Genomic DNA, 26,524 nt, shown 5'->3' with positions numbered 1-26,524 from the left:
TGGTCCCCTCCCCTTATGTCAGGAGAGGCATTACCTGCCTCTCCGCATTATGAAATTTTATCGTTTCAGATTAACTAATTCTTCCAGCATCTGGTCTGTTACGGTAATAATCTTTGAGTTTGCCTGGAAACCTCTCTGAGTGGTGATCATATCGGTCATTTCAGTTGCAAGGTCTACCTTTGCCATCTCTAAGTAGTTTCCAAGGATTCTTCCCTCAGAACCACCCGCTTCATTGACACTTACATTACCTGCACTGGCTCCGATGGTGTAATAGTATCCACTGTCTTTTTCAAGACCGCCCGTATTCGGTACGCTTCCTAAAGCAATCTTTCCGATAACAACAGGTGCATTACTACTTGTTGTTCCGACAATGGTTCCATCTTCCTGAATTTTATAATTTGAAAATTCAGCTACCCCGTCTGGATTAGAGGAAGAAGTCCCCTGGGAATTGGAATTTGCTTTCAATGCAGTGTCATATGTACTTTGTGCTGATTTCAGAGCATCCTGAGCGGCTTTTAATTTTGCATCCTTATCAGCAACATCCAATTCCTTTGATGTCATGATTCCTTGTAAAGAATCGCTGTCTGATTTCGAAAGAAATGTTTGTGCTTTTTCCAGTTCCACAGTTGAATTTGCTAAATTCGTTTTTAAGATGGCATAAGCAGCTGTATCAGTTGGATCACCGTTTTGAAGAGCTGTATAATCTTCGGCATATTTTTTAATAACATCACCTAATGTTACTTCAGTATAACTTCCAAGGGAGTCTTTCAAATTTACCTTAGATTTCGCCCTGAGCAATTCAAAATTCTTCTCATCATATTCCAGCTTAGCCTGAGTATAAGCCTTCAATTTAGTGCTGCCCGGATCTCCAGTCGTATCATTTTTATACTCTGAATATAACTTATCCATAGCGTCTTTCAGAGTATTAGCTTCCACAATGAGAGTTCCTATATTTCCAATGCTATTATTCTTATATGCATTATCATAAACTGCTTTCGCTTCGAAATATTCCTGTCTAGCAGTACCCGCTGCAATAATCGCAGTATTTACTGCTGCCTGGGCCTTATCCAGTGCTGTTTTTGCATTAGCGAGTGCTGAGCTGCTATTACCTTTTGTAACTGCTTCCATATCAGCATTGGTAGGAAGTTTTAGTGGTGACAGTGCACCTTTTGCAAATTCTGCATCACCATCATACTTACCATTCTGAAAGCCATAAACATAATTACCACTATCATCAACTAAGTAACCATTGGGATCTACTTTAAATTTTCCAACTCTGGATAAATACAATCCACTGGATTTTACTGCATCTTCTGAATCAAGAGAAATGCTGCCACCATTCAGCATCGGACCTACCAGGAAGAATCCCGTTCCATCAATCATACAGTCCAGTCCGTTTGCGGAAGGAGACATACCACCTGTACCAAAATCATAGGCAATAGAACCAGTTGTAACACCATAACCTATCTGGTTTGCATTTACCGCACCGTATCCTCCGTTCTTTGTATCACCTGCTGATCCAGCAGAAGTTGACTGATACATAGCATCCTTAAAGGACATATTGGCTGATTTATACCCCCATGTATTTACATTCGCAATATTATTACCGATAACGTCCATCTTTGACTGATGTGCTCTAAGTCCTGCCACACCAGCGAACATTGATTTAACCATATGCTTTTTCCTTTCTTCCCTTCGCCGTTCTCCTTATGTCAATCGGACATACAGGATAAGCCCCCTTAACGGTCCGGCTATAATAAAACGGCACTGTCAATCTTAGTAAAAATATTATCTTTCATTTCATTTCCAGACATGGTAGTTACAACTGTGTTGTTGGGTACATTCACAATGAAAGCTCCCCGTTCACTTATGATTACCACATCCTTCGCACCTTTTACACGGGCTTTGTCAACTGCGGATTTTAAGTCATTTAAAAATGCATCAGACATCTCAATCCCTCTTTCATTCACCCGTTCTGCCGCATGTCGGGAAAAATGAAGTTCCCCGCTTTTTTGAATACGGTCATGAAGCATATCACTAAAGCTGCTGCCACATTCTGACAGTGCCGCAGAGCTTCGCAGCTTCAGCTGCCTGACGTCTTCATATTGGTTTATCTTTTCAATCATGTAGCATCACCTGTCTATTTTTTGGTGTTATCATCAGCCGTTCCTTTATCAGTGTCCATATCATAGACAGTGACAATATCAGAAACAGCATAACTGTTTGTTGTATCTCCCTCCAGGTAAAGTTTGGGAACGCCTTCGTGAATCTCTATTTTAGCTACAATTCCCTCTTTATTTACCGTATTGCCATTACTGTCTTTACCAGTCACCATTATTTTCTTACCAACCATAGATGTTCCATAATTAATGGTGTTTATCTTTGAAAAATCATCCATTGCTGTAGATTCATTGTTATGAACAGACATGATACTTGAGACAGCATAGCCATCTGATGACGTATCGCCACTCAGGAACAGTCTCGGAGAACCGTTATAAATATCTACCCGCTCTACTTTTCCTTCTTTTTTGACCAGACTTCCATCTTTATCCATATACGAAATCGACACTTTCTTACCAATCATGGAAGTTCCATAATTAATGGTGTTGACCTTCGCAGAATCATCCATCGCTGTTGAGAAGTTCTGCATCGCCTGCATCATGGCAATCTGAGTCATCTGGGTCATCATCTCCGAATTATCCATAGGGCTTGACATATCCTGGTTCTGAAGCTGAGCTGCTAACAGCTTAAAAAAGCTTTCAGTACTTAGATCACTGTTTTTCTTGGTTGTCGTTTCCCCAGTCATCGGGTTGGTTTTAGCTGCTGAATTTATTCCATCCACTGCCATTGTTTTATCTCCTTATCCCTATTCTGCCTCTTTGAATTCTCCGCTGTAGGAGCCAAACATTCCCAGTCTCAGCTTTTGAGCAAAATCATCGATACCGTCATCAGATTGTTTCTGGTTCTGCTGCTGGTGCTGTTGATCCTGTCCGCCACCTTGCTGGTCCTGGTTCCGGTTATTGAGATAATCGGCTTCTGATTTATCTACTACCACCTGGAATGGACGTTCCATATTGGATTCCAATATGTTTCCAATTTCAGCTGCTGATTGAGAAATAAGCTTTAACGTCTTACTTTCAGAGCAGACAATAGATACGTGTACCTGATTGTTCTCATTGGAAATCTTAAGAAGGATCTTTCCTAAATTGTGAGGCTCCAGCTGAAGCTCCATGCTGTCTTTGCCAGTCTTAATCTGACTAAGGATTTGCTTTGACAATCTGGCTTCCATTTCTTCCGGATCGTTTTCATTCACAGGCATAGTCACAGCTTTTTCTTCTTGTCTTTGTACGGCGTGTATTGGCTGCGTATTTCTGCTTTGAAGATTTTCAAAAGCCTTTAAAGTGATTCCGTCTTCTTCTTTGACTTCTTTCCCTTCATTTGCTTCTGCCTTTTCATTTTTCACAAATGCCGGGCCAGCGTTTTCCTTAACAGCCTCAGCAAATCCAGGGCCGGTTAAGGTATCTTTTTTTACAACGCCAGGACCTTTTAGTACTTCCTGGTTCTTATCAGGAGTAATGGCTTCATCTAGTTCTGATTTCTTTCCCATCAGATGTAATCCGGGACCTTTTGGTAAAACAGCGTCCGTTTGCTTTTGTGACTCATCTGAAATCAGATTCTCAAATCCGTTTGCCGTCACACCTGGGCCTTCCGTTTCTTCTGACTCATTGTTTGGATTCAGTGATTTTAAAAGCTGAGCTGGGTTAACTTTTCCTGACAGTTCAAGAGAATTTTTGTTCCCCTGAAAGATTCCAGTTGAAAACATGGTCTGCAGATATTCTTCCGGCAGTTTTTGTTCCTGGATCGGTGCATTATTATCAACAACCTTATTATTAGTAGGATTGCTGCCAATGTACTGCATTGCCGCCTCTTCCCCGCTATCTTTTGCTTCCGGCTTGGATTTTTCAGGCCCTGCACTCTTCTTCTGGGTCTTATCTTTCAGCAGATTTTTAAAGCCTGAGATACTATCTTCCGTTTTCCCATCTTTCTTTTGAGCTTCCGGTTTCGGTTTCTCAATCAGATCCACATAACTCGTATTGATATTCATCTCTTCGCCTCCTTTCTTTTTTTGCCATAAGGCTGATTTTATATGGTAACTGGCAGAGATTTCTCTGACAGAATTACCTGCTGTTACGAACTGACATGGTATTGGAAACGAACTCCTCAATGAACAGCTCCTCGCTGCGCAGCACCTCTTTGTTATAATGATCCAGCTTTTTTTCCTTTAGCTTTTCAATAGAAGTCTTTTCTTTTCTGGCTTCAACAACCTCATTGCGCTTTTGCTCTTCTTTCACCCTAAGCTTTTTTAAGGTTACTTCTTCATATAGAATCCGCTGCTGCATGTAAGTGATATATGATTCATATTCCCGCATGGCACTTACTGTCATACCGCAATGAGTCTCCTCCCGGAAACGGGTACAGGCGGCCATTCTCTGTTCTGATAATGCATGAATGGTCTGCTCCTGTTGAACGACCTGAGCCAGGATGATGGCATGTTCGCTTTTTAAATTATCCAGAGTCTGATCTTTGTAATTTAAAACGGTATCTAAAGGAAAATTAAACTTTTTCATTTGCAGCCTGCTTTCTCAATCTTACCTTAAAATTTCTTTCATCTTGTCAAGGATTTCTTCGTAGCTGTTGTTTTCCTGTATTCCCTGACACAGGAATTCGTTGATTTTATCTATTTTAGCGATTGCTACATCGAGCTTTGGATTGGTGCCACTTTTATAAGCACCGATGGAAATGAGATCTTCATTCTTCTCATAAATGCTCAAAATATCCCTGACACGGGAAGCCATCTCCCGATGCTCGTCTGATACGATATTGTTCATCAATCGTGAAATACTGGCGCTTACATCAATGGCCGGGAAATGGTTTGCATTCGCCAGCTTTCGGCTCAGTACAATATGTCCGTCTACAATTCCTCGTACCGTATCTGCAATGGGCTCATTGGTATCATCACCTTCTACCAGAACCGTATAGATTCCAGTAATGGAACCCTCTTTAAAATTACCGCTTCGTTCCAGAAGCTTGGGAAACTCTGCATAAATGGAAGGAGTATATCCACGTGCTACCGGAGGTTCTCCAATGGCCAGACCAATTTCGCGCTGTGCCATGGCAAAACGGGTGAGGGAATCCATCATGAGCAAAACATCCTTGCCCTGATTTTTAAAATACTCTGCAATGGTGGTTGCAACCAGCGGACACTTCATACGAAGCATGGCTGGCTGGTCAGAGGTAGCCACGACTAAAACGGAACGCTTCATTCCCTCTGGGCCGAGATCCTTTTCAATAAATTCCCGGACCTCTCTGCCTCGCTCTCCAACGAGAGCTACTACATTGATATCTGCTTTTACATTTCTTGCAATCATTCCAAGCAGGGTACTCTTTCCAACACCACTACCTGCAAAGATTCCGATACGCTGTCCTTTTCCAATGGTATTCATTCCATCAATTGCCTTGACTCCGAATTCCAGTTTTTCAGAAATAGGAGGACGCTCCATTGGATTTATGTATGGGTTCTCCACATAGTAAAATTTAGGGGATTCAAAAGGACCTTTTCCATCCATAGGCTCTCCTTTTGCATCAATGATACGTCCCCTTAGAAATTCACCAACCGGTATTTTTAAACGGCGTTTCGTATTTCTTACAAAACTGCCCGCTGCAATACCATTCATATTTTCATAAGCCATCAGCTGAATCTTATCATCTTTAAAACCCACAACCTCAACCGGTATCTGTTCCTGCTTGTCTTCGTTATAGATATAAGCAATGTCACCGATACTTGCTTTACCGCCCGATGCTTCCATGGACATTCCTACAATATTTTCAATCTTACCAATATGGTCAATCGTCTCTGTCTTCATTATAAGATCAGAAAGTTCCTTAAACATGGGGGTTCCTCCTGCTACAGTCTGGCATTATTGAGTATTCCTTTGATATTCTCAATCTGGGTATTGACGCTGACATCAATAATCTCTTCCGGAAGCTCAATAATACAGCTGCCATCCTCAGCATGATCCATTGCAATTATTTTAATATTACCGGAGATGTGGGATAATTCATTGAGAAGTCCCACATCTCCCTGTATCATCATTCCTGCATCCTTTTGCGACACATAGATCTTGACCCACTGGGTTTTTTTAAGCTTTCCAGCAGCACCAACGATCATTCGTTTTATGATTTCACCGCTTGATTTTAAGCTTGTCTGGATCACCTTTTCTGCTATGGTCAGGGTGATTTTCTTTAAATCGTCGATATACTTATCAAGAAGCTTGTCTTTTTCTACTGTAATGCTTTCAATGGTAGTCTTTACAGCCAGCTTAAACTCATCCATATGAAGATTCAGTTCACTCTTATGATCCTCATATGCTTTGTTGGTTCCGTCAAGAAGACCTGCTTCGTATCCTTCCCGGTAACCATTCTCTCTGGCTTCCTCCAGAAGCCTCGCGGCTTCTTCTCTGGCCTGCAAAAGTATCTCTTCCGAACGCCTTGTGGCTTCCTCATATGCATCAGAAGCCTGCTTGTATATGATTTCTGCTTCTTCTTTCAGCTTATCTGTAATGTTATCAACAAATTCTTCAACTGCCAGTTCTTCCAGATGTTCTTCTTCTTTTGCAACTTTAATGATATCATCAAATGTTCTTTCAAATGCATATTCCAGAACACGTTCTTCTGTCTTTATCCCCTTAATAATATTAGGCAATGATATCATCCTTTCCACCCTTGCTGATAATCAGCTCGCCTTCTTCTTCCAGACGTCTGATGGTAGCAACGATTCTCTGCTGAGCTTCCTGTACATCCTTCACACGAACATTAACGGTAACTTCCATATCAGACATAATACTTTCTCTCATACGGCTGGACATATTAGCAAAGATAGATTCAGAAATCTGCTCATTGGTTCCTTTAAGAGCATAAACCATATCCTTCATATCGCACTCGCGAATGAAACGCTGAATGGAACGATTGTCCATAGTAACGATATCCTCGAATACGAACATCTTCTTGCGGATGGTATCTGCCAGATCGGAATCCTTTTTTCCCAGCTCTTCGAAGATAAGCTTTTCGTTTCCACGGTCCATACGGTTCATTACGTTTGCAATGTAATCGATACCGCCCACCGTTGTGTAATCGGTGGTAATGATACCGGAGAACTTCCTTTTGATCTCATCTTCCACAATCTTAATGCCATCGGGAGAAGCACTCTCCATTCGGGCTATGGCCTCTACTACTTTAAATCTCTTCTCAGGAGGCAGCTCTGAAATAAGCTCTGCTGTCATATCCTCTGTGGTATAGGAAAGCACCAAAGCAATGGTCTGAGGTCTCTCATGCTGCAGGATAGAAAACAGATTCTTAGAATCACTTTTTCTGATAAATCCAAAGGATCTGGATTTCAGTGACTGTGTCACCTTTTGGAGGAGGTTGCTTGCTGTGCTTTCACCAAATGCTTTCTCTAATACGGTTCTGGCATATTCAAGACCACCATCGGTCACGACCTTCTGAGTCAGACAGGTCTTATAGAAATCATCCAGCACTTCTTCTGTGGCCTTAGCTTCTACATGTCCCAGTTTTGCCACTTCGACTGTAAGCTTTTCAATTTCCTCTTCCGTAAGATATTTATATATTTTTGACGCTTTCTCTACTCCGAGCGAAACAATAACAGTTGCCGCTTTTTGTTCTGGTCTCAGACTAGTTGTCATTATTGTCTCCTCCGTTCAACCATGCTTTCAGCAACTGGGCCGAAATCTCAGGATTTTGGTCTGCAAACTCACGGATGCTTTCACGCAGTTCTGCGCCCCGATCCACTTCCGGAACGAAAATCTCAGGTTCAACCGGTTCCACTTCTTCTTCCACTGTTTCTTCTTCCACTTCTGGTATGTCGGGAATCACTGGAACATCCTCCTGACTGTCCTCTGTTTCAACAATCATGGCTTTCTTTTTGTTTGCCCTTCTAATTGCCAATATGACGATCAATACAAGCAATAACACACCGACTGCAGCCGCAATCAGTATCCACTGATTCACAATCATACCCTTAGCCCCTGCTACTTCTGATGTTTCCGGCTGTTTTGGTACATCAACCGTATAGAACGGTGCAGCGACTGCAGTGATTTTCTCCGCTCTGTCCGCCTGGGCAATTCCTGCTGCATTACCAGCCAGATTACGGATATCATCCACTGTCAGCGTACCAAAATCAGTCCCATTCACAACTACGGAAACTGTAAGATTTTCAAGACTTCCGGGATTTATCTGTCCCTGCTCCTTAATCTGATTAATGAGGTACTTTCTGTTTAGACCACTGGAAGCGTAGGAACCATCTCCGCCGGTTCCTGTTCCTGCTGCATTATATTCCGGTATATCAGCATTTGCTTCTGATCCGGCAACGCCAGATGCTGTCTGCTTATCTCCGGAGAATTCTCTGTTAATGGACTCTTCTGAAATAATACCTGTTTTGTCCTTCTCGTCAATCTTATCCGGAGTATTATATACAATGCTCTCACGGATTAATTTATCCATATTGACCGTACATTTAGCGGAAACCTTTACGTTTCCGTTGCCGTATACCGGTCCCAGCACATTGATTACCTTGGCTGAAATCTGGTCTTCAATTACTTTAGCAATTTCCTCGCTTGCTTTTCCTGTATTAATATCCTCTTCTTCGGAATCTACGGTAATCTCTCTGCCGTTCCCGTCAAAGACAGAAACATTGTCAATGACCATTCCAGGGATACTTCTGGAAATAAGAAGCTGAATGGATTTTGCCTGCTCCTCGGAAGGTGATCCGCCGTCTTTCATCACAACAACAGCCTGGGCGCTCGCTTCCTTAGCACTATCCTCAGACAGCGCATACTTGGAAGTCTCTCCCAGGGCTATCGTTACATATGCTTCTTTTACACCATCAAAAAGCTGAATGGTTGAACCAATTCTGGTCTCCAGATCGTAAAGCTTAAAGGTCTTACGATCGGAATCTGTAGTCATTAAGTTAACATTATTTTTAAATACATCGTATGTAAATCCACTTTTGGGATACCCTTCTGAAACCAGCTTGGCTCTGGTCACGTCCATCTGCTCTACCGGTACCAGAATATCTCCGTTTTCATATTGATAAGAAACCCCATCCTCTTGCAGTTTACCTATAATCTGCTTGGCTTCCTCGTTGCCAATGCCTGTAAACATTACTTCAAAAGGCTTAGCTCTCATGGACAATGCCAGGATCACTGATCCGGCCACAACCAATACGCCTACGATTGAGGCTATTGCAATCTTCTTTGTCTTACTGCTAAGACCGTTTATAAATTCCTTAATTTTTTCCATCGCCTCTGTCCGCCCCGTTATCCATCTTAAATACTAATTCTCATCATTTCGTTATAAGATTCCAGTGCCTTATTACGAAGTGCTGTTAAAAGTTCTACTGATAACTGGGCTTTTGCTGCTGCTGCCGGAACGGTATGAGCGTCATCGATCTGACCTGTGGACAGTAAATATTCCTGGGTGGTCAATTCCTTATCCGTCGCTTTTACATTCTGAATGGCCTCTCTAAAAACATCCTGAAATACAGTACTTCCTGCATTTCCGGATGTTACCTTCTTGTCACTTCCAATATTTCCTATGGAATCCAAGGGAATGATGGGTGTTATGAACATCTGTTCCATATTATGTACCTCCTGTTTTAACCTTTAATTATCGTACGTAGTCTGCTTATCTCGCTGTTTAAAGCATTAAGTTCATATTGGTACTGCAACGTTGTTCTTGCTAATTCCACATTCTCCACGTCCATATTCACATTATTTCCATCCATTCTTGCTGATTCATTATCCGTATTTCTAATGAAATGTCTGGAACTTCCAATGATATTGCCTATGTCCTGAGATGTGCCCTCTCTTCCTGTCATCAAACGTTTGCGGAATTCATCTTCAAACGTTACATACTGGGCTTTGTATCCCGGAGTATCTCCATTGGCTATGTTGTTAAGGGTAACCTTCTGCTTTGACCACAGATAATCCAGAGTCTTCTCCGCCATGGAAATATTGTTTCCAAATATTAAATTCATCGGATTGTTCCTCACTTTCACTTCTTCCAGAAAATGCTCCTAAAACATTTTAGGGCTGTAAACTTCTAAATGTAGTTAAAATTTCGACAAGCTCTTCCAAAATTATATTTTTTTTGTAATTCAAAACTTACTTTATTTTACATTTTATTACATATATTGTCAAGAAAGTTCTAGTAAGCCAATATCCAAATACTGGTTATAATCTTGCTTACTATCCGGCATTTTGTATAATGAGTTTACCTAGATCGCCATTAGACTCTCCGTTGCTTTTTTTCTCCCATGACAGGCAGGTCTTCCCAGGTTTTCAAAAATGCCCATACTACCTCCGGGTCAAACTGCTTTCCGCTTCCTCTAAGCAGCTCCTTTTTTATTACCTCAGGGTCAAGCTTTGGTCGGTAGCACCGGTTGCTGCTCATGGCATCAAAGGAATCTGCTACGCAGATGATTCTTGCAAGTAAAGGGATTTGAGCTCCCATCAGTCCTTCCGGGTATCCTTTCCCATCAAACCGCTCGTGATGATACCTTGCTCCCAGTTCTAAGTCTCTGACGGTGGATATGTCTTTTAAAATATCTCCCCCAATGACCGTATGGGTTTTCATGATTTCCTTTTCTTCCGCTGTAAGCTCCGTGGTTTTTAGAAGTATCTCGTCCGGCACTCCTACTTTTCCCACATCATGAAGTAGGGCAATCTCATATAAACGCCTGATTTCCTCATTACACCAATTCATATTCTCCCCAATTAAGACAGAATATCTGGCCACTCGCTCTGAGTGTCCTTTTGTGTAGTTATCTCTGGCGTCTATTAAAGCCGCTATGGCATTGACAGAAGCCAGTGAAATGGTCTCCAGCTCTTTTGTCTTTTGCTCCAGCTTTCTCTTAAGCTGTCTGTTAGAATCTTTTGTATCCAGAGCCCGCCTGACTCTGCATAAAAGGACTTCCTTTACCACTGGTTTCGAGATGAAATCGTAGGCTCCCATCTTTAAGCATTCCGCTTCAATGGCCTTATCCGTTTGTGATGTTATGAAAATAACTGGTATGTCAGAACAGTCCGGTCTGGTTTTTAGCTGTTTCATAATCTGCCAGCCATCAATCTTAGGCATTGCCAGATCCAAAAGAATCAGGTCCGGTCTTATCTGTTCCATGTACCGGAATGCAATTTCTCCGGAAACAGTAGTAAACACCTCATAATATTCTGAGAGCATGTCTTCTAATACCCTAAGAAAAAAAGAAGTGTCATCAATTGCCAATATTCTGTACAAGCCTCTCCCCCCTTACTTTAAAAGCCGCCTCCAGCACAACCCTTCTTGCTGCGCTTTCCTTACCCCACACATTGTGACTAAGATACATAGTGTCTTTTATGAAATTCAGTAAATTCTTCACCCTCCAATCCTATACTGGTTGTATCAATAAAAAGAGAATCTGAAGAATCCACAATAATTTTTATATATTCTTTTAATAGGAACATTTACTTTTTGTTACCAAGAAAGTATATGGTATCAAAGGCATATATTTTGATACCTCTCATAAGTTTTGGTTTCACTTTTTGGTTATATTTCTATCAATTATTAACTTTTCTATATTTATATCGAAACCTAAGTCAAAATAATAAGCGATTTTAGTCGATTTTTGTCATTTTATCAGTATCTTAATACTCATTAACCAGGAATAGAGGATAAACGCTTGAAAATGCAGCTGTCAGGCCATGTGAAAACATAAAAAGTAAAGAGCAAAAGATAATTTTTTTCGAGAAAAGCTGGATTCAAGAAATGAGATTTGTCTTCATATAATAGAACGATAAACAAAATTATGAAATCTGAAATCAAATTTTAGAATGAAAGAGGAAGTAATAATGAATATAGAAAATTCAACTGCAGATGCCACTCAGGAAGACGCTTCCAAAAAGCAGTATGAGGAAGCGGTCAAACTTCAGGAGTTTCTTATTTCCATTGCCTGCCAGCTTCCAGCTGCTATAAGTAATAAAGAGCTTACTTATAGCAAAAGTCATATAAGAATTCTCTCCATTGGACTTTCCAGATTAGAATTCATCTGCCATGATCCGAAAATACTGGAAATTCCAGTCTCCTACCTGGCCATGTATGAAAACTCCAAGTGGACCATTGACAAATTAACGGAATTTATAGAGACAGACCAGCTAAAGAAAGCGGAGGATCTGGCAGAATTTCAATTGATCCCATTTCTTAAAGAATGGAAGGAGGATACCTATTTCTGGCTGTTGATTTATCCTGATAAAGAAAAAATGAGTCATTATTATGAACATGAGTTTATACCAAATCACCGGAACACCTATGAAGACAGGGGTAAGAACTACCTGGTCTCTATTTTCATTCCTGTTTATAATAAGGTAGAGTATACAAAAAAATGTCTGGAAAGCCTGTTTCGAAATACAGATTTCGCCAAACACTCCTGCGAGCTGATTCTGCTGAATGATGGCTCTACGGACGAAACGGAAGAATATTTCAAGGAATTGGGCATTCGTAAGGTACTGACTTTAAAACGAAATGTAAAAGCCATGATTTTTTCCCTAATGTACCGGGTATGTGAAGGAAAATATGCTGCCTTTATTAATAACGATACCATATTAACAAGCAACTGGCTGGATAATCTGCTGACCTGCATTCAATCCGATCCGGATATCATTTCCGTGGCTCCCAGTACGCCAAATACCAGCAACCTCCAGGGCATGGCGGATGAATTTACACCGGAGAATGCGGAAGAAAAAGCAAAGTCCCATAACGTCAAATGTCCCTACTTATGGGAAGAGAAATGCCGGCTTATGCCTGTAATTGCCCTTTATGATATTGATAAGGTAAATACCATAGGGTTTGCAGACCGGTTTTATTATACCATGGAATTTTGGGATGATGATTTCAGCCTTCGGGCGCGGAGGGCTGGTTACAAGCAAATACTGTGCAAGGATACCTGGTGTTACCACTTTGGCAGTATTTCCGGAAAGGAAGACCAGTTAAAATACCGGACGCTGCAAAATGGAAGAAGTCTGTTTATTCAGAAACACGGTGTGGACCCATGGGGGCATAACTTCTGCTATGATCCTTACCTTTTGACTCATTTAGAGACTACCTTTCCTGATCTTCCTGAGGACACCCCGATTCTTTCCATTGACCCCGGCTTTGGAGCTGATGTGATACAGCTTATGACCGGATTAAGGCGGTTGGGGAAAAAGGTTACCTTTTCCTTTGCCATTGGTGATTCCAATCTGGCTGATGACTTAAAGCCATTAAAGGGGACTGTCTCTATTGCAGAGTCAAGGTATGATATGCACCGCGCGCTCCCGGCTGGAAGCTATCAGTATATCTCCATTGGAAAGGAAATATCTCTTTACCCGGATTATTCGGAACTGTTAAAGGCATGTGCTTCTCGCTTGAAACCTGGAGGGGTGATATCCTTTTATTTAACCAACCCCTATTCTCTTGGCTTAAAAAGGGAGCTGGAGGAAGAGAGACTTCTAAATGGAAAGCATTCCATGACACTCATTCCTTTAAACGAAGTGGTATCAATCCTAATGGAACAGGGATTGAAGCCCAACGCGAGTGGCATCTTTGAGGCAAATCTGCCGTCTATTTTAATGCCAAACAGGTCAGAGCACCTAAATCGGTATCTGGTCCTTGCAACAAAGCCAAAATAAACAAAACTCCCTGTCAGGGCAGAAAGTATATCTTCTGCCTTAACAGGGAGACTTATCATTATGCTCTTGTATCTACGATCTGTCCAACACCACCAGGAGGTATCTGACCAGGAGCTGCACGGCTTATCATATCGAGAAGTCCGGCTGCCTGCTGTTCTTGCTGATTCATGGCCTTTTTTGCAATAGAGAGACCTGCCTCCTGCTGAACCCTTGCCATGCTCATATCCATGCTAAATGCAGCAACATCCATATTCGTTCTCCTTTCATGCAGTCGTAACTGCAATCCCCATTATCTTTTGCTTCTTATTATATATCGGATATAAAAAGCTTCTGATAACAGGCTGATATGAAATTACGATTCTTTATAAAGATCCAGGGTAAACCAGAATTCAACACCACCTAAGACATTGCGCACCCCGCAGGATTTCTTATGGGAATCCATAATGGCCTTAACGATAGAAAGTCCGATGCCGCTGCCACCATATTCCCTTGTGTGGGCCTTATCAACCTTAAAGAATTTAGTCCATAGTTTAGGTATGTCTTCTTCCGGAATGTTCTGACCTGTGTTAAACACGGTTACAAGGGCTTCCGCTCCTTTTTCTTCTGCGGTAATGATAATAGTTCTATCTCCGCCCAGATGGTTTAAGGCATTATTCAGATAATTGGTAATGACTTCTTCTATTTTAAATTCATCGGCACAGACGTAAATGGGTCCGCACTCCTCAAGCTTTACGGTTGCATTGTTATGCTGAATCAAGATTCCCGCTGAGTTTATCACTCCACGAATGAGCTCCGTTATATCAAACCGTTCCTGCTGGAGAGCGTCGTTTCCAAATTCGATGGCGGTAAGATTTAATAGCTGACGGACCATCTTGTTCATCTTATTGGCTTCATCTATAATTACTTCACAGTAGTATTCCCTGCTTTCAGGATCATCTGCCATTCCCTCGGTGAGCCCCTCGGCATATCCCTGGATTAAGGCAATGGGCGTTTTTAATTCATGAGATACGTTTGCAATAAAATCCTTACGCATGTCGTCGATTTTGACTTTCTCTTCAATATCCTTTTGAAGCTCCTCATTGGCAGCCCGCAGCTCTCCTATGGTATCCTTTAACCGGTCAGAAAGCTTGTTCATACTGTTTCCTAAAATGCCGATTTCATCTTCTTCTTTTCCCGTATACTTAGCATCAAAATCCAGGCCGGACATCTTTTCCGACAGGTTAGACAATGCAAGTATGGGGGAAGTGACTCTTTTGGTGGTAAAATAGGTAATAATGCTTCCGACCAAAAGTGCGACGCCGCCCACATAAGCAAGAAACCGATTGGATAAGGACACACTTTCCCGGATGCTGGCAAGGGGTATGGATATGAGGAAAATAGTCCTGTTATCGGAGAAATATCCCCAGCTTTCCAGATAGTAAGAATCCGACCTTGTATCATAGGTCTTTTGAATTACGTAATTGTCGTACTTCTTCATTATATTCGTGTGCGGCATATCTTTTCCAAAGATATAATCCTCCACACGATTGGTTAAAAACTGGCGGTCTCCGCTGGTTGACATAAGAGCTTCATCTGTGGAGCTGTCGATTAAGACCATGGCAAGGTTATATTTCTCTCCCATGATGCGGAACATCTTTTGGACAGGACCTTCATTTTTAAAGTCCTTATCATAGGTATCCTTATAATACCCAATAATTCCTTTTCCGCTTTCATTGGCTTCTGCTACCACTTGGTCAATCTCATTATAGGCGCGTTCCAGAATGTGCACTTTATCTATGGTGTAGAAGCTTTCTAAAAACCAGCTGTTGACGCACCAGGTAGAAATAAGCACAAACGCCATCAGTCCTACAAAAATAATGGCGTATCGTGCTTTTATGGAATGTTTCATTGACTCACCTCAAATTTATATCCCATTCCCCATATGGTTTTGATGTAATCTCCCTTTTCCCCCATCTTGCTTCGAAGCTTCTTTACATGGGTATCTATGGTTCTGGCATCTCCAAAATAATCGTAATTCCATACATTATTTAAAATCTTTTCCCTGGACAGGGCGATTCCCTGATTTTCAAGGAAATAAGCTAACAGTTCAAATTCCTTAAAGCTTAGTTCAATGTAGGTTCCGTCAATGGTTACCTGATGGGCAGCCTTATCAATACAGATTCCTCCGATCTCCACCTCATCGGCTGGAACTGCATTGCTTCTTCTTAAGATGGCCTCTACTCTTGCAACTAAAATCTTAGGGCTGAAAGGCTTTGAGATATATTCATCCACACCAAGGTCAAAGCCCTGAAGCTCATCTCTTTCTTCTCCTCTTGCCGTCAGCATGATAATCGGGACCTGAGAATATTTGCGGATGGTCTTAAGGGTTTCCCAACCGTCCATCTTAGGCATCATAACATCAAGGATAATCAGAACGATATCTTTCTGTTCAAAGAATACGTCCACAGCCTCCTCTCCATTGGCAGCCTCTACTACGGTAAATCCCTTCACACTCAAAAAATCCTTTACCAGCTTTCTCATTCTGGATTCATCATCAACCACTAATATTTTTAGCTGTTCCATCGCAACCTCCTGAAATCAGATCCTTTTTCTTTTCATGTATTTCTGAGCATATTGTAACAAATGAAAAGAGGAATTTCTACATTTTCACAGAGATTTCACACGAATAAGCGAGAAATGACTGTCCATGGAATAATTCCCCCAATTACAGGGTTATATTCCATAAAAAAGCAGATACACCAAAGGTGCATCTGCTTCTATATATAAATATTATCTTAATTCAGTAGTTGGAATGGTATCCATATCGTCAAATGCCTGATTCTCTCCACCCATTGCCCAGATGAAGGTGTAATTGCTGGTACCTGCTCCGGAATGGATGCTCCAGGATGGGCTGATCACTGCCTGCTCATTCTGCATTACGATATGTCTTGTTTCATTGCCTTCTCCCATCATGTGGAATACTACATTGTTCTCCGGAATCTCGAAGTACATATAGATTTCCATACGTCTCTCATGAGTGTGGGATGGCATGGTGTTCCAAACGCTTCCTGCATCTAAAACAGTCATACCCATGGAAAGCTGACAGGTTTCCAGTACGTCTGGGTGAATGAACTGGTTGATGACACGCTTGTTTGCTGTTTCCATTGCTCCAAGAGGCTTTTTCGCTGCCTTTTCAATAGGAATAAAGGTTGTTTTGCATGCCTTGTGAGCTGGTGCACTTACCATATAGAACTTGGCAGGGTTTGCTGCATCTGCACTGGAGAAGGTAACTTCCTTTGTTCCTTTTGTGATGTATAAGCAGTCTTTGTAATTCATCTTGAACTCTTCCCCATCTGCAACAATGGTTCCTGCTCCACCGATATTAAAAATACCGATCTCACGTCTCTCAAGGAAATAGCTTGTACCAAAATTTTTCCAAACATCAATACCTTTGTCAATAGAAACAGATTCTGTTGTAGGCATACAACCTAATGTAACCATACGATCTACATGGGAATATACAGCTACCACTTCATTGGCAACGTATAAATTTTCAATTAAAAATTCATTTCTTGTTTCTTCTGTTGTGTAGCGCTTGAAATCTCTTTGATTTGCTGAGTAACGGATATCCATTTATTAAAACCCTCCTTGTTGTATTTAGAAATAACTGACCACTCTCATGGTATCACAAGCAGGTTTTTAATTCAACCGGTTCTTAGATTTATTGTGAAAAACCAACAACAAATCCTGTTTTCCATGAAGTAAAATCATTCACTTATTTAAAGAATGTGAAATTTAGCCACTTCATCACGCAGCAGATTTGCCTGTGCCGACAGCTCTTCACTGGAAGCAGAGCTTTGCTCTGCCGTAGCTGCATTGCTTTGCACCACAGCGGATATCTGATTAATTGAAGAGGTAACCTGCTCCATAGCCACTGACTGCTCCCTGGAAGCCTGCTCTACCGTCTCCATAAGCTCTTTGACATGCTTGGCCTGATTGGTCGCATCGGAGAGAAGCTCTGCATTTTCTTTTGCCGTGGTAAGTCCGTCTTCTACGGCACGGGTCGCATTCTCAACCAGAAGTGCTGTACGTTTTGCTGCCTCGGCTGCCTTTGCCGCAAGACTTCTTACCTCGTCAGCTACCACAGCAAATCCCTTTCCGGCTTCGCCTGCCCGGGCAGCTTCCACCGCAGCATTTAAAGCCAGGAGGTTTGTCTGGGAAGCAATTCCATCGATGTCCTTCGTGATCTTTCCTATTTCATCTGAGGTAATCTTGATTTCATCCATGGCATTTAGCATCTGCTTCATCTTATCATTGCTCTCTTCCACACGAGATACGGTCTGCTCCACATAGTCAACAGCTTCTTCTATATGAGTGGTATTCTGCTCTACCTGAGAGGAAACCACTGTTATGGAGGAAGAAAGCTCTTCTATGGTTCCAGCCTGCTCTGTGGCACCGGCAGCCAGAGCCTGAGCGGCATCTGCCACCTGGGTAGAACCTGCATTTACCTGGTCAGCTGACTGACGTATGATTTTCAGCGTCCGGTTTAACTGCTGGTAAATAAGAGTCAGAGAATTATGGATCGGTGCAAAATCTCCTGCATATCTTTTTTCCACAGGAAGGGTCATATCTCCCCGTGACATATGCTCCATGTGATTGGTAATATCTGCAACTACCTCTGCCATTTGTCCTATCAGCTCATCCGTTGCCTTTGAGAGGACTTCCAGCTCATCTTTTGTCTCGCTGATGGTCACAGGGGGTGTATGAACATCTCCCTCTGCCAATAGCTTAAGACGTTTAGCAACAGGGGTTAAGGGTGCGGTAATCTTACTCAGACGGCCAGTAAGAATGAAAAGGCCTGCTGCGCAAATCCCAAGCGAAACCAAAAGAAGGAAAGCCATTTCCATCAGCTTCTCCTTCTGGTGAGCAGCCACCGCGTCATTGATATCGTCAATGTAATTTCCGGTGCTGATATTCCAGTCATAAGGCGCGAATCTGAGTGTGTAGGCTCTCTTTGCGTACACTCCATCCTGACCAGGCTTCGTGAAATAAAAATCAGTAAATCCGCCTCCTGATTTTGCGCCATTCTCAATAAAGCTTCTGATATAATAATTGCCTGCTTTATCCGTCTCATCGAACCGTTCTTTTCCTTCATATTCAGGATTCATGTGCACGGCGCAAAGACCGTTCGACGTATCTGCCCAGAAATAACCGCTTCCTCCATCGTATCTGGCATTACGGACTATGCTTTCTGCATTCTTTTTCGCCTGCTGCTCCGTAAGCTCACCGCTTTCATAGCGCTTATAGTTGTCATCCAATACACTGACAAGATTTTCAACTGCCGTCTTAATATTCTGATCATAGCTTTCATAACTGGACTTAATCCAGTTTTGATATGCACGGTCCAAGCTGATGTAGGAAATTACTGTTAATACAAAAATTGTAGTGAACAACATGGCACTGACAAATAAAATCAGTTTTCCCCTGACCTGCAATCGTTTCTTCTTTTGCGTCTCCATTATGTATTCCTCCATGATTGCATAGACTTAATAATATTCATTATGATACATCCAATATCTGACAAGTGCAACGCGAGTTTGGTGTAATAATGTATAACTTTTTACTTTTATGTCTTATTTTATCTTTTTATAAAAATTATAATTCTATACTTGTATCATAATTTAAGCTTCACCATCAATATAAGCTGTTTTCTTACACAAAAGACTTTACAATACACAATTCAGACAAATATAGAACAGATACTAAAAAACTGCGAAAAATATAGGTTTATTCTGTTTTATAACCATCAATAATCCACACCAGTTGAAAGCGCAGGAATTCATTATCTGCTCTTACAATCAAATAGCACAAAAGAAAAAATGCGCCCTGACCCAAGGCTTGTTGGGTTCAAGGCACATTTTAAGAAAGATTTAACCTTTCTTTGTTGCAATTACCATTTGCAGATTATTCTTTAATCGGGCATCCTCCGGGGCATGCTCTAATGCTCTTTTCGCATGCTCTTCGGACTCATCAAGCATTCCCATACGGTATGCAGCTATGGAGCAAAGATCATCCGGGGTATAATCCCAGGAATAGCCCATATTTACAAACGTTCTGGATTTTTCTGTTATTTTTAATGCTTCCTTTGCCATATAGTAGCTCATGGTCCAGTCCTTCAGCTCGTAGCACATTCTTGCAAATTCCACATAAGGATCCCTCATGGTGGGTACCTCGGCTATGGCGCGGTAATACCAGCTGTATGCTTCCTTCGTCTTTCCAAGCCGGTAATAGGCTCTTGCAATCCAGCGCATGGCTGCACATCGTTCATCCGGCCAGTTAGCGGACGGAAGATTCAGATACTCATTTAAGGTATCAATGCATTTCTGCCACTGGCTTTTATACATATATTCCCTGCCAAGATAATACCGCATCCGCTCATCCTCAGGCGTTTCCTCCACAGCAAGCTCTAAAAGGGGCAGATAAGACCCTCTGGATTTTGTAGGATCGGGATGATGGTTGAGTACCATACCTTCGATATATACGGTTTCCAGAGGCTGAGTTCCCACATACTGAACGAATTCATGGATAGGACATTTCCAGCGGAAGTTCTTACGCTCATGCACCTTAAAGTAGTAGAACTGAATATCCGGGGTTCCGTCTGCCTTAAGGCTCCAGTTATAAAGATAACGGCCGGTCTTTGAAATATCTCCCTGGTGCACTGGCTTGTGATTTAACCATGCTTCCTCCAGTTTTTTTCTCCAGCCGGGTTCAAAAAGCTCATCTAAATCTGTACAGACGCAAACGTCCACATCTTCCGGAACGTGATCCAGAGAAATGTTTCTGGCAACATCAAATCTCCATGGCTTTACGATATCCACGTAAACCACAGCGCCTCTTTCCCGAAGCTTCTCTACGGTGCCATCATCAGAACCTGTATCCGTCACAACAATAAGGTCAGCCTCGTTCATGGAATCCATCCATTGATCCACAAAGGCAACTTCATTCTTACAGATGGCATAGACACATATCTTTAATCCGCTCATGAGGATACCTCCTCACTGGTTTCTTTCTTGCACCGGTCTTCGATTAAGGCAAGATTGCTCTTAAGCCTTGCATTGTCAGGATCCATGGAAAGGGCTTTCTTTGCATGTTCCCTTGCTTTTTCATACATGCCCATCCGATATCCGCTGATGGCACAATAATCATAAAACGCATAGCCCCAGCTCACTGGATCTACCAGATAACTTCCCGTGCTCTCTGTAATTGTGAGACCTTTTTCTGCCATCGCATAGCAAAGGGGCCAGTCGCCTTCCAAGTATCCGGCTTTTGCAAGGGCCAGATAAGGTTCTCTTACATCAGGGTCCTCAGCAAGCGCTTTAAAAAGCCAGGACCTTGCTTCTCTTTTATTGCCAAGCTCTTCAAAGCTGTGAGCAATAAAACGCATGGAAGCACTTCTCTCCTCCAGCCATTTCGCAGTTGGAAGGGAAAGGTGACGTTTTAAAGTACTGATTGCTTTCTCATATTGACCATGAAATACATACTCTCTGCCCAGCCAGAACGTGGCTCTGTCATCTAAGGGATTTTCCTCCACAGATAATTCCAGGAGGGGAAGATACTGACTTCTTGGTTTCGATTCATCCGGAAAATGATTCAGCACCATACCACTGATCCAGCCAGATATTTCCGGTGTTTCCCCGCTGTATTCTAAAATTTCATGTACGGGATGAATCCATTTGTAATGGTTTCTTGCGTGAATTTTTTCCATGGGAAACTGTTTCTTCGGACTTCCGTCAGGATTGCAGCTGAAGGAAAATAAATAGCGTGCTCTTGTCTGTCCCGGTTTCCACTGAGCCTCCAGCTTCTGTCTCCACCCTGGTTCAAATACTTCATCAAGATCATTGGAAACGCAGATATCTGCATCTTCTGGAATATGGTTCATGGCCACATTTCTGGCGGTATCAAAGCGCCAGGGAGAAATGGTTTCCTCATAAACAATGGCTCCGCGTTGCCGAAGCTTTTCCACGGTTTTATCTGTGGAACCGGTATCAGTTACAATCACTTCATCTGCTTCTGATACCGCGTCCATCCATCGGTCCACAAATTCTACTTCATTCTTACTGATTGCGTATACACATACCTTATATCGATTCACTTTGACCAACTCCTTTTGGGGATCCATACTTATATTTCATTATACGTACCTTATTCCCTCCAGATAACCGGATTCCTGCCCCCATTTTATTTGCTAAATTAAGTATATGCAGATAGGACTTGTTCTGTGAAACGATAGGGTTAATCCGTTACTTTTACTCCGTAGACCATTTCATATATTTCCTTTTTATAGGGCAGAAACTCCTCTTTCGTCATGGGGCCCCCATAGCTCATGATCATGAGCCTGAGGGGATTGTCTTCTGGCTTTAGAGGCATCTGCTCATAGAAAAATGGATTTAAGTGAAACCCTAGTCTTTCATAGAAACCAGCTCTGCGGCCAGTCATTGGGTCAGCTTCTGTCACAGGCTCTATCTCAAGAAATACTGGTTTTTCTGTCTCTTTTAAAACCTCCTCCACAAGGCGTTTTCCATATCCCTTGCCTCTGGACTGCTTTAAGGTGGCAAGATGCTCTAAGAAAATACAGCCAGAAAGCTCCCAGTATCCTAAGAAGGCAAAAACCCTTCCCTCTTCTTCCACGATGCGGATACGGTAAAGAGGATGATCAAAGACTCTTTCCTGTCCCTCTCTGGTTCGCCGCTCAATAGCTGGAAAAGCTTCTTCATAAACCTGGTATATTTCCTCAAATCGGGACTTCGGGTGTTTTAACAGCATAACAATTATCTCCTAATCATATATGAATTCTCCTTTTAGTGTACCATTTCCGGAGGGAAGAAACAAGCAAAAAGCCTGTCCCGGTCAAACCGGAACAGGCTGCCTATATACATTTACTTTGTGGTGATTCTGCCTTGGCCTGCTGGATTTGCATAATCGCTGCCTACATTTCCGCCTAACTGATTGCGGATATAGGAGGATAAAAGGTCAACATCAGTGATGACCTCATCACGGATTATTTTGCTTCCTTTAAACATGGTCATTCCGTCACCGCCTGATTTCAGCATGTAGTTATGAGAAGCAACGGTGTAGGTCTTATTTACGTCAAGAGGTGTTCCCCCCACCATAATATCAGAAACCCGGTAAGCTCCATTTACCTTAAGGAAGTTCCCTTTCTCATCTACCTGGACACTGGAAGGAGTCTGAGAATTGATGGTATAGGTAAGACCGGATACCTGAAGGAAGCCGCCGCTTTCCTTGGGATAATTCTTGGAAGCCATTTCAAGTGCATCCTTTATCTGCTGTCCCTTTACTTCTGCTACACAGCCCATGTTTCCAAAGGGGAATACGGTAAGGGTATCGTTATATGTAATATTTCCCGGCTTTATGCTGGCTCTGACTCCACCACCGTTTGAAAGGCCGATATCAGCTCCAAGCACCACGCGGTAGGCATCTGCGCAAAGATCTCCAAGATTTGTTTCTCCGCTTCTGACTGCCCGGTTTCCCGTAGCCGGATTATTAATGGTAAGTTCTGTGTCCGTGCGCCCGATGACTGTTTTTAAGGTTTCGTTATACTGGGACTGGATTGCTTTTATGAAACGGTCTGTATCGTAATCAATGGCTTTTCCATCGGCTGTTACTGCACTCTTTGCCGGAATTATAAGCTGAGAACCGACGGTTAACACGTTGGGGTCCTTTAATACGGCTCGGTTGGAATTATATATTTCCCGGTAACGGTCATAGGAGCCTAATTCTCTTTTCGCAATTCGGCTTAAGGAATCTCCCTTTTTCACAGTATAGGTACTTGTAACAACTCCTTCTGGTACCTTGGTGACCATCTCACTGGTCATGGTTCCATCTGTTTTAATGGTAAGCTTGCCGATATTCTTAAGTTTTGTTCCTGTCTGGGTAAGAAGCACGTCCTTACCATCTTTGTTCTTTACGTATTTATTGTAGACTTCATGAGAATGACCGTCGATGACAGCATCAATTCCTGCCGTATTTTTAATGACGTTGTCAGAGGTCCACTGGTCTGTGGTTCCGTTCTCTCCAAGATGGCCGACTAAAACAACGATTTCTGCACCTTCTGCTTTTGCATGATCTACAGAAGCCTGAATCTGGGTATAGAGCTTTTTACCGCTTTCATCTTCACAGAACCCATAGATGTAGGTTCCGTTTCCATCCTGAAAATAGGTTGGAGTTGACTTTGTAAAGCTTTCTGGCGTGGTGGCTCCTACAAATGCAACCTTGGTATTTCCATAGGTAAACATCTTATAAGGGGCAAATACAGCAGAGCCTGTCCGAAGATCCATAAAATTGCTGGAGTAATAGCCGCAGTTTAGCTTTTCTGCCAGCTCCAGAAAACGGGGCATTCCATAATCAAATTCATGGTTGCCTGGAACCGCGAAATCATAACCGACTTTATTCATAATGTCGATTAAATATCCACCATCAGAAAGTGTTCCAATGGGGGCACCCTGTATGGCATCTCCACCATCTACCAGGGCAACATAAGGAGTCTGGGCCAGCATCTCTTTTTTATAGAGAGCAAGTCCTGCATATCCAATGTTGTCATCCACCCCGCAATGGACATCGTTGGTGTATAAAACCACAATATCCTTGTCCGCGGCAAATGAAGGGATGGATATGCCCGTAGTAAGAGAGAGTACCATTAAAAGAGCTATCCACAGTGACAGAAACCTTCTTTTCATACTTCCTTTCATTGCTTGAATCCTCCTTTGGAAATGCTTATTTTTACCTTATTATACCAGATTCATGTAAAAAGACTATATAATTTTATTAAAACTTTAATTTATTCTGAATACCCTTGTATAACCCATCTAAATCCATTCATTTCAACAAAAAAAGATGTTCCCCCCTTTATTTATTCCATACGGAGAGAACATCTTATCTTCTATTTCTTATTCATTTTCTTTACTAATTCCAATTCGAAGTTCTTCCAGCTGCTTTGGATCAACCGGAGCCGGAGCTTCTGACATGAGACAGGAAGCATCCTTAACTTTCGGGAATGCCATTACATCACGAATGCTGTCCGCTCCTACCATGAGCATGACCACACGGTCAAGTCCATAGGCAAGTCCTGCGTGAGGTGGGACACCGAATTTGAATGCATCAAGGAGGAATCCGAACTGCTCCTGAGCCTGCTCTTTGGTAAAGCCAAGAACTTCAAGCATTTTGGACTGAATGTTTGCCTGATGGATACGGACAGAACCACCGCCAAGCTCCGTTCCGTTAAGAACGATATCATATGCTTTGGCACGCACTGCGCCAGGATCGCTGTCGATCAGAGCCCAGTCCTCATCCATAGGCATGGTAAATGGATGGTGCATAGCGGTAAAACGGCCCTGCTCCTCAGAGTACTCTAACAGTGGGAATTCAGTTACCCATAAGAACTTGAAATCATCTTTTTTCAAAAGCTCAAGCTGTCTTGCAAGCTCAAGTCTTAAATTTCCTAATACATCAAATACTACTTTATCTCTGTCTGCTGCGAACAGGAGTAAATCTCCTGGCTTTCCGCCCATGGCTGCTGCCAGAGTTTTTAGCTCTTCCTCTGTCATGAACTTTGCAAAGGAACATTTGTAAGTTCCGTCTTCACCAATAGCAAGGTAAGCAAGTCCCTTGGCTCCAAAGCCTTTGGCATATTCCACCAGGGCATCAATCTTCTTACGAGGCATAGCTCCCTGGCCTTCAGCATTGATTCCACGAACAGAGCCGCCCTGTTCTAAAGCGCCCTTAAATACAGCAAATTCTGTATCCTTTACCACATCAGAAACATTGGTAAGCTCCATGCCAAATCGCATATCCGGCTTATCGGAACCAAAGCGGTCCATGGCCTCTCTCCAGGTCAGTCTTGTGATTGGAAGGGAAAGGTCATAGTTGCAGATTTCTTTAAATAATTTCTTTAACAGTCTTTCATTGACATTTAATACATCGTCAACGTCAACAAAGGAAAGCTCCATATCGATCTGAGTAAATTCCGGCTGTCTGTCGGCTCTTAAGTCTTCATCCCTGTAACATCTGGCAAGCTGGAAGTAACGGTCATAGCCAGAGCACATCAAAAGCTGTTTATAAAGCTGTGGAGACTGGGGAAGAGCATAAAAGGAACCTGGATGTACACGGCTAGGTACCAGATAATCTCTGGCGCCTTCTGGTGTACTCTTAATCATGGTAGGTGTTTCAATCTCTAAAAATCCCTCTTCTGCAAGAAATGCTCTTGCGAGAGTAGCCACCTGGCTTCTTACCATAATATTCTTTTGAAGATCTGGTCTTCTTAAATCCAGGTAACGATATTTTAATCTCAGTTCTTCCTTAGTCTTACTATTCTCTTCAATCGGAAATGGCGGAGTCTCGGATTCAGAGAGGATTCTTAAGCTCTTTGCGCGCACTTCAATGGCACCGGTAGCCAGGTTTTCATTGACACCACCTGCCCGGCTCTCAACAACACCGGTAACTGCAATTACAAATTCGCTTCTTAACCGTTCTGCTTTTGCAAAGCTTTCCGCTCCGCATTCGCTTTCTTCAAAAATAATCTGCAGAATTCCGGAACGATCTCTTAAATCAACAAAGATAATTCCTCCTTTGTTTCTGCTTTTCTGAACCCAGCCCATAACAGTCACTTCTTTGCCTGCATCAGCTGTGGTAACCTCTGTACACCTATGGGATCTTTTTAATCCCAGCATTGACTCTGCCATATTTTCCTCCTGCTT

Annotated in this window: 23 protein-coding genes; 1 reads left to right on the top strand and 22 read right to left on the bottom strand. The window is 42.3% G+C overall.

From position 1 onward, the window contains the following. Positions 1 to 57 precede the first annotated feature (57 nt). From OW255_RS04100 to OW255_RS04045, 12 genes are all read right to left on the bottom strand, one after another. On the bottom strand, positions 58 to 1,674 hold the full coding sequence (locus OW255_RS04100; RefSeq protein WP_268115715.1) for a flagellar hook-basal body complex protein: 1,617 nt from the start codon (positions 1,672 to 1,674) through the stop codon (positions 58 to 60). A gap of 77 nt (positions 1,675 to 1,751) precedes the next feature. Then, positions 1,752 to 2,126 (bottom strand): TIGR02530 family flagellar biosynthesis protein, encoded by a 375-nt coding sequence (locus OW255_RS04095; RefSeq protein WP_024837169.1) that lies wholly within the window; start codon positions 2,124 to 2,126, stop codon positions 1,752 to 1,754. Between the two features lie 14 nt (positions 2,127 to 2,140). Then, a complete protein-coding gene (locus OW255_RS04090; protein WP_268115714.1) occupies positions 2,141 to 2,848 on the bottom strand; it encodes a flagellar hook assembly protein FlgD in 708 nt (235 codons plus the stop codon). An 18-nt stretch (positions 2,849 to 2,866) separates the two neighbouring features. After that, complete coding sequence (locus tag OW255_RS04085) at positions 2,867 to 4,105, bottom strand: flagellar hook-length control protein FliK (RefSeq protein ID WP_268115713.1); 1,239 nt, start codon at positions 4,103 to 4,105, stop codon at positions 2,867 to 2,869. A 73-nt stretch (positions 4,106 to 4,178) separates the two neighbouring features. Further along, positions 4,179 to 4,628 carry a flagellar export protein FliJ gene (gene fliJ / locus OW255_RS04080; protein ID WP_024837172.1) on the bottom strand — a complete coding sequence of 150 codons (450 nt, stop codon included), beginning with the start codon at positions 4,626 to 4,628 and terminating at the stop codon, positions 4,179 to 4,181. Positions 4,629 to 4,649: 21 nt separating this feature from the next. Then, a complete protein-coding gene (fliI, locus tag OW255_RS04075; RefSeq protein WP_024837173.1) occupies positions 4,650 to 5,951 on the bottom strand; it encodes a flagellar protein export ATPase FliI in 1,302 nt (433 codons plus the stop codon). Positions 5,952 to 5,965: 14 nt separating this feature from the next. Beyond that, positions 5,966 to 6,763: a FliH/SctL family protein gene (locus OW255_RS04070; RefSeq protein WP_268115712.1), complete on the bottom strand. Its 798-nt coding sequence runs from the start codon at positions 6,761 to 6,763 to the stop codon at positions 5,966 to 5,968. Continuing rightward, complete coding sequence (gene fliG, locus OW255_RS04065) at positions 6,756 to 7,760, bottom strand: flagellar motor switch protein FliG (RefSeq protein WP_024837175.1); 1,005 nt, start codon at positions 7,758 to 7,760, stop codon at positions 6,756 to 6,758. The genes OW255_RS04070 and fliG overlap by 8 nt, the downstream gene beginning before the upstream one ends. Then, a complete protein-coding gene (gene fliF, locus OW255_RS04060) occupies positions 7,750 to 9,375 on the bottom strand; it encodes a flagellar basal-body MS-ring/collar protein FliF (RefSeq protein ID WP_024837176.1) in 1,626 nt (541 codons plus the stop codon). Before fliF ends, fliG begins: the two co-directional genes overlap by 11 nt. Positions 9,376 to 9,401: 26 nt before the next feature. Beyond that, on the bottom strand, positions 9,402 to 9,713 hold the full coding sequence (locus OW255_RS04055; RefSeq protein WP_024837177.1) for a flagellar hook-basal body complex protein FliE: 312 nt from the start codon (positions 9,711 to 9,713) through the stop codon (positions 9,402 to 9,404). A 17-nt stretch (positions 9,714 to 9,730) separates the two neighbouring features. Then, entirely contained in the window at positions 9,731 to 10,111 is a 381-nt protein-coding gene (gene flgB, locus OW255_RS04050) for a flagellar basal body rod protein FlgB (RefSeq protein WP_024837178.1), read from the bottom strand. 251 nt (positions 10,112 to 10,362) lie between these two features. Next, positions 10,363 to 11,370: an HD-GYP domain-containing protein gene (locus OW255_RS04045; protein ID WP_024837179.1), complete on the bottom strand. Its 1,008-nt coding sequence runs from the start codon at positions 11,368 to 11,370 to the stop codon at positions 10,363 to 10,365. A gap of 590 nt (positions 11,371 to 11,960) precedes the next feature. On the opposite strand from OW255_RS04045, the gene OW255_RS04040 reads away from it, so the two are divergent. Next, on the top strand, positions 11,961 to 13,775 hold the full coding sequence (locus OW255_RS04040) for a glycosyltransferase family 2 protein (protein WP_268115711.1): 1,815 nt from the start codon (positions 11,961 to 11,963) through the stop codon (positions 13,773 to 13,775). 58 nt (positions 13,776 to 13,833) lie between these two features. Here OW255_RS04040 and OW255_RS04035 read toward each other — a convergent pair whose 3' ends face one another. The 10 genes from OW255_RS04035 to aspS all read right to left on the bottom strand — a co-directional run bounded on the left by OW255_RS04035 (position 13,834) and on the right by aspS (position 26,509). Beyond that, a complete protein-coding gene (locus OW255_RS04035) occupies positions 13,834 to 14,025 on the bottom strand; it encodes a YjfB family protein (RefSeq protein WP_268115710.1) in 192 nt (63 codons plus the stop codon). A gap of 102 nt (positions 14,026 to 14,127) precedes the next feature. Then, positions 14,128 to 15,663, bottom strand: a complete 1,536-nt coding sequence (locus OW255_RS04030) for a sensor histidine kinase (protein WP_268115709.1) — start codon at positions 15,661 to 15,663, stop codon at positions 14,128 to 14,130. Then, complete coding sequence (locus OW255_RS04025) at positions 15,660 to 16,337, bottom strand: response regulator transcription factor (RefSeq protein WP_024837183.1); 678 nt, start codon at positions 16,335 to 16,337, stop codon at positions 15,660 to 15,662. The genes OW255_RS04030 and OW255_RS04025 overlap by 4 nt, the downstream gene beginning before the upstream one ends. A gap of 207 nt (positions 16,338 to 16,544) precedes the next feature. Further along, positions 16,545 to 17,387 carry a 5-dehydro-4-deoxy-D-glucuronate isomerase gene (kduI, locus tag OW255_RS04020; RefSeq protein ID WP_024837184.1) on the bottom strand — a complete coding sequence of 281 codons (843 nt, stop codon included), beginning with the start codon at positions 17,385 to 17,387 and terminating at the stop codon, positions 16,545 to 16,547. A gap of 146 nt (positions 17,388 to 17,533) precedes the next feature. Further along, positions 17,534 to 19,273: a methyl-accepting chemotaxis protein gene (locus OW255_RS04015; RefSeq protein WP_268115708.1), complete on the bottom strand. Its 1,740-nt coding sequence runs from the start codon at positions 19,271 to 19,273 to the stop codon at positions 17,534 to 17,536. Between the two features lie 411 nt (positions 19,274 to 19,684). Beyond that, positions 19,685 to 20,797 carry a tetratricopeptide repeat-containing glycosyltransferase gene (locus OW255_RS04010; protein WP_268115707.1) on the bottom strand — a complete coding sequence of 371 codons (1,113 nt, stop codon included), beginning with the start codon at positions 20,795 to 20,797 and terminating at the stop codon, positions 19,685 to 19,687. Next, on the bottom strand, positions 20,794 to 21,906 hold the full coding sequence (locus OW255_RS04005; protein WP_268115706.1) for a tetratricopeptide repeat-containing glycosyltransferase: 1,113 nt from the start codon (positions 21,904 to 21,906) through the stop codon (positions 20,794 to 20,796). Before OW255_RS04005 ends, OW255_RS04010 begins: the two co-directional genes overlap by 4 nt. A gap of 140 nt (positions 21,907 to 22,046) precedes the next feature. Then, on the bottom strand, positions 22,047 to 22,577 hold the full coding sequence (locus OW255_RS04000; protein WP_024837188.1) for a GNAT family N-acetyltransferase: 531 nt from the start codon (positions 22,575 to 22,577) through the stop codon (positions 22,047 to 22,049). A 113-nt stretch (positions 22,578 to 22,690) separates the two neighbouring features. Beyond that, entirely contained in the window at positions 22,691 to 24,520 is a 1,830-nt protein-coding gene (locus tag OW255_RS03995; RefSeq protein WP_268115704.1) for a 5'-nucleotidase C-terminal domain-containing protein, read from the bottom strand. A gap of 198 nt (positions 24,521 to 24,718) precedes the next feature. Beyond that, complete coding sequence (gene aspS / locus OW255_RS03990; protein ID WP_268115703.1) at positions 24,719 to 26,509, bottom strand: aspartate--tRNA ligase; 1,791 nt, start codon at positions 26,507 to 26,509, stop codon at positions 24,719 to 24,721. Positions 26,510 to 26,524: the final 15 nt, after the last annotated feature.

Source organism: Lacrimispora xylanolytica (assembly GCF_026723765.1).
GTDB lineage: Bacteria > Bacillota > Clostridia > Lachnospirales > Lachnospiraceae > Lacrimispora > Lacrimispora xylanolytica.
Note: the sequence above shows the minus strand (reverse complement) of the source record. Positions and strands in the feature narration are given on the sequence as shown.

Excerpts from the sequence above, each read along its gene's own strand:
- OW255_RS04100 (WP_268115715.1), bottom strand. The coding sequence starts at position 1,674 with ATGGTTAAATCAATGTTCGCTGGTGTGGCAGGACTTAGAGCACATCAG.
- OW255_RS04095 (WP_024837169.1), bottom strand. The coding sequence starts at position 2,126 with ATGATTGAAAAGATAAACCAATATGAAGACGTCAGGCAGCTGAAGCTG.
- OW255_RS04090 (WP_268115714.1), bottom strand. The coding sequence starts at position 2,848 with ATGGCAGTGGATGGAATAAATTCAGCAGCTAAAACCAACCCGATGACT.
- OW255_RS04085 (WP_268115713.1), bottom strand. The coding sequence starts at position 4,105 with ATGAATATCAATACGAGTTATGTGGATCTGATTGAGAAACCGAAACCG.
- fliJ (WP_024837172.1), bottom strand. The coding sequence starts at position 4,628 with ATGAAAAAGTTTAATTTTCCTTTAGATACCGTTTTAAATTACAAAGAT.
- fliI (WP_024837173.1), bottom strand. The coding sequence starts at position 5,951 with ATGTTTAAGGAACTTTCTGATCTTATAATGAAGACAGAGACGATTGAC.
- fliG (WP_024837175.1), bottom strand. The coding sequence starts at position 7,760 with ATGACAACTAGTCTGAGACCAGAACAAAAAGCGGCAACTGTTATTGTT.
- fliF (WP_024837176.1), bottom strand. The coding sequence starts at position 9,375 with ATGGAAAAAATTAAGGAATTTATAAACGGTCTTAGCAGTAAGACAAAG.
- OW255_RS04055 (WP_024837177.1), bottom strand. The coding sequence starts at position 9,713 with ATGGAACAGATGTTCATAACACCCATCATTCCCTTGGATTCCATAGGA.
- flgB (WP_024837178.1), bottom strand. The coding sequence starts at position 10,111 with ATGAATTTAATATTTGGAAACAATATTTCCATGGCGGAGAAGACTCTG.
- OW255_RS04040 (WP_268115711.1), top strand. The coding sequence starts at position 11,961 with ATGAATATAGAAAATTCAACTGCAGATGCCACTCAGGAAGACGCTTCC.
- OW255_RS04035 (WP_268115710.1), bottom strand. The coding sequence starts at position 14,025 with ATGGATGTTGCTGCATTTAGCATGGATATGAGCATGGCAAGGGTTCAG.
- OW255_RS04030 (WP_268115709.1), bottom strand. The coding sequence starts at position 15,663 with ATGAAACATTCCATAAAAGCACGATACGCCATTATTTTTGTAGGACTG.
- OW255_RS04025 (WP_024837183.1), bottom strand. The coding sequence starts at position 16,337 with ATGGAACAGCTAAAAATATTAGTGGTTGATGATGAATCCAGAATGAGA.
- kduI (WP_024837184.1), bottom strand. The coding sequence starts at position 17,387 with ATGGATATCCGTTACTCAGCAAATCAAAGAGATTTCAAGCGCTACACA.
- OW255_RS04015 (WP_268115708.1), bottom strand. The coding sequence starts at position 19,273 with ATGGAGACGCAAAAGAAGAAACGATTGCAGGTCAGGGGAAAACTGATT.
- OW255_RS04010 (WP_268115707.1), bottom strand. The coding sequence starts at position 20,797 with ATGAGCGGATTAAAGATATGTGTCTATGCCATCTGTAAGAATGAAGTT.
- OW255_RS04000 (WP_024837188.1), bottom strand. The coding sequence starts at position 22,577 with ATGCTGTTAAAACACCCGAAGTCCCGATTTGAGGAAATATACCAGGTT.
- OW255_RS03995 (WP_268115704.1), bottom strand. The coding sequence starts at position 24,520 with ATGAAAGGAAGTATGAAAAGAAGGTTTCTGTCACTGTGGATAGCTCTT.
- aspS (WP_268115703.1), bottom strand. The coding sequence starts at position 26,509 with ATGGCAGAGTCAATGCTGGGATTAAAAAGATCCCATAGGTGTACAGAG.